The organism is Marseilla massiliensis (genome assembly GCF_016899855.1).
Lineage (GTDB): Bacteria > Bacteroidota > Bacteroidia > Bacteroidales > Bacteroidaceae > Prevotella.
The window spans coordinates 1-2,051 of sequence record NZ_JACJJG010000187.1; the positions used below are offsets into that span (position 1 = coordinate 1).

Below are 2,051 nucleotides of genomic sequence, written 5' to 3' on the forward strand. Positions count from 1 at the left end.
AACATAACCGACATCGTTGAGGACAGAAAGAACTTTTTAATTCATAATTCATAAATTCAAAATTCATAATTGGGTTGATGAGTATTCTCAACACTAAAAAAGACATCCAACCCAATTATGAATTTTGAATTTATGAATTATGAATTACTTTTATCGTACGCGTGGAGCGGATAATCAATCGTGTAATGCAGTCCGCGGCACTCCTTGCGTTCGATTGCCTGGCGCGTGATGAGGTAGCCTACGTTAATCATGTTACGCAGTTCGCATATGTCGCGGCTTGCCTTTACGCGCTTGAAGAGGGCCTCCGTCTCTTCGTAAAGCAGGTCGAGGCGGTCCCATGCACGCTTCAGGCGCAGGTCGCTGCGCACGATTCCCACGTAGTTGCTCATCACCTGGCCAACCTCTTTGACGCTTTGCGTGATGAGAACCTTCTCCTCATTGGTCATCGTTCCTTCGTCGTTCCACTCCGGCACACGGTCGTTGAACTCGTATTCGTCAACGTGCGCCAGGCAATGTCGTGCCGCCGCGTCGGCGTAAACAACAGCTTCGATGAGCGAGTTGCTGGCCAGACGGTTGCCACCGTGCAGTCCCGTGCAAGAGCATTCGCCGATTGCGTAAAGGCGGTGGATTGACGATTCGCCGTTAAGGTCAACCTTTATGCCGCCGCACATGTAGTGGGCCGCCGGGCGTACGGGTATGTATTCCTTGGTAATGTCAATGCCGATGGAAAGGCATTTGTGGTAAATGTTGGGGAAATGGTGCTTCGTTTCCTCCGCATCTTTATGCGTTACGTCAAGGCATACGTGGTCAAGGCCGTGTATCTTCATCTCCTTGTCGATGGCGCGGGCCACTATATCGCGCGGCGCCAGGGACAGACGCTTGTCGTATTTCTCCATGAACGATTCGCCGTTAGGCAACCTGAGAATGCCTCCGTAGCCGCGCATGGCTTCGGTGATGAGGTATGCCGGATGTGTCTCTCCCGGGTTGTAGAGGGCTGTCGGGTGAAATTGTACGAACTCCATGTCCTGCACCGTGCCCTTCGCGCGGTACACCATGGCCTCTCCGTCGCCCGTTGCGATGATGGGGTTTGTGGTTATCTGATATACAGCGCCACACCCGCCTGTGCACATCAGGGTAACTTTGCTCAGGTAAGTGTCGACCTTCTGCGTATCGGGATTGAGCACATAGGCGCCGTAACACTCAATATCCGGAGTGCGGCGGGTTACCTCTTTGCCGAGATGATGCTGCGTAATGATTTCCACGGCGAAGTGGTTTTCCTTGATTTCGATGTCCGGATTGTTCCTTACTGCCACCATAAGGCCACGCTGTATTTCGGCTCCGGTATCGTCGGCGTGGTGCAGTATGCGGAACTCTGAGTGTCCGCCTTCACGGTGAAGGTCGTATTCGCCATTCTCTTTCTTGTCGAAATTAACGCCCCATTGTACCAGTTCGCGTATCTGTGACGGCGCGTTGCGCACCACTTGTTCAACAGCCTTGCGGTCACTGATGTAGTCTCCGGCTATCATCGTGTCCTCGATGTGCTTTTCGAAGTTGTCAACAGCGAGGTTAGTAACCGACGCAATGCCGCCTTGAGCCTTCGCGGTGTTGGCCTCGTCGAGCGTGGTTTTGCAGATGATACATACTTTTCCCTTGCGTGCCCGTGCTATTTTCAGGGCATAACTCATACCGGCTACGCCTCCGCCGATAATCAGAAAGTCATATTTATAAACCATAATAACAGTTTTTATGCGGCATTCAGGCTGTTGACAAGCGGACAAGGATATTAGTCTTTGTCGCCTGACGAACGGCATGTTCTTGTAGGTTTGCGACAGGCCGGCTTGCCTTATGTCGGTTGGATTTTGCCTGCAAAAGTACAAAGAATTTCCGATAGAGAACACGCTTATGGCCTTTTTTGATGTATAAAAGGTTTCTTTAAACCTCATAAACATGAATTTTACTGATAAAATGACTAACTTTGCACGCAAAATCATGGACAAAATATTCCGTCACCGTGCTTCTTGGTTGAATTATGCCGGTATCATCGTGGTAGC

Annotated in this window: 1 protein-coding gene; it reads right to left on the reverse strand. The window is 50.5% G+C overall.

Annotation, left to right across the window (positions count from 1 at the left end; genetic code table 11):
• Positions 1-137: 137 nt before the first annotated feature.
• Entirely contained in the window at positions 138-1,733 is a 1,596-nt protein-coding gene (gene nadB, locus H6A34_RS14210; RefSeq protein ID WP_205106048.1) for an L-aspartate oxidase, read from the reverse strand.
• Positions 1,734-2,051 lie beyond the last annotated feature (318 nt).

Bases quoted from the DNA above. Each gene is read 5' to 3' on its own strand.
- nadB (WP_205106048.1), bottom strand. From the start codon at position 1,733: ATGGTTTATAAATATGACTTTCTGATTATCGGCGGAGGCGTAGCCGGT.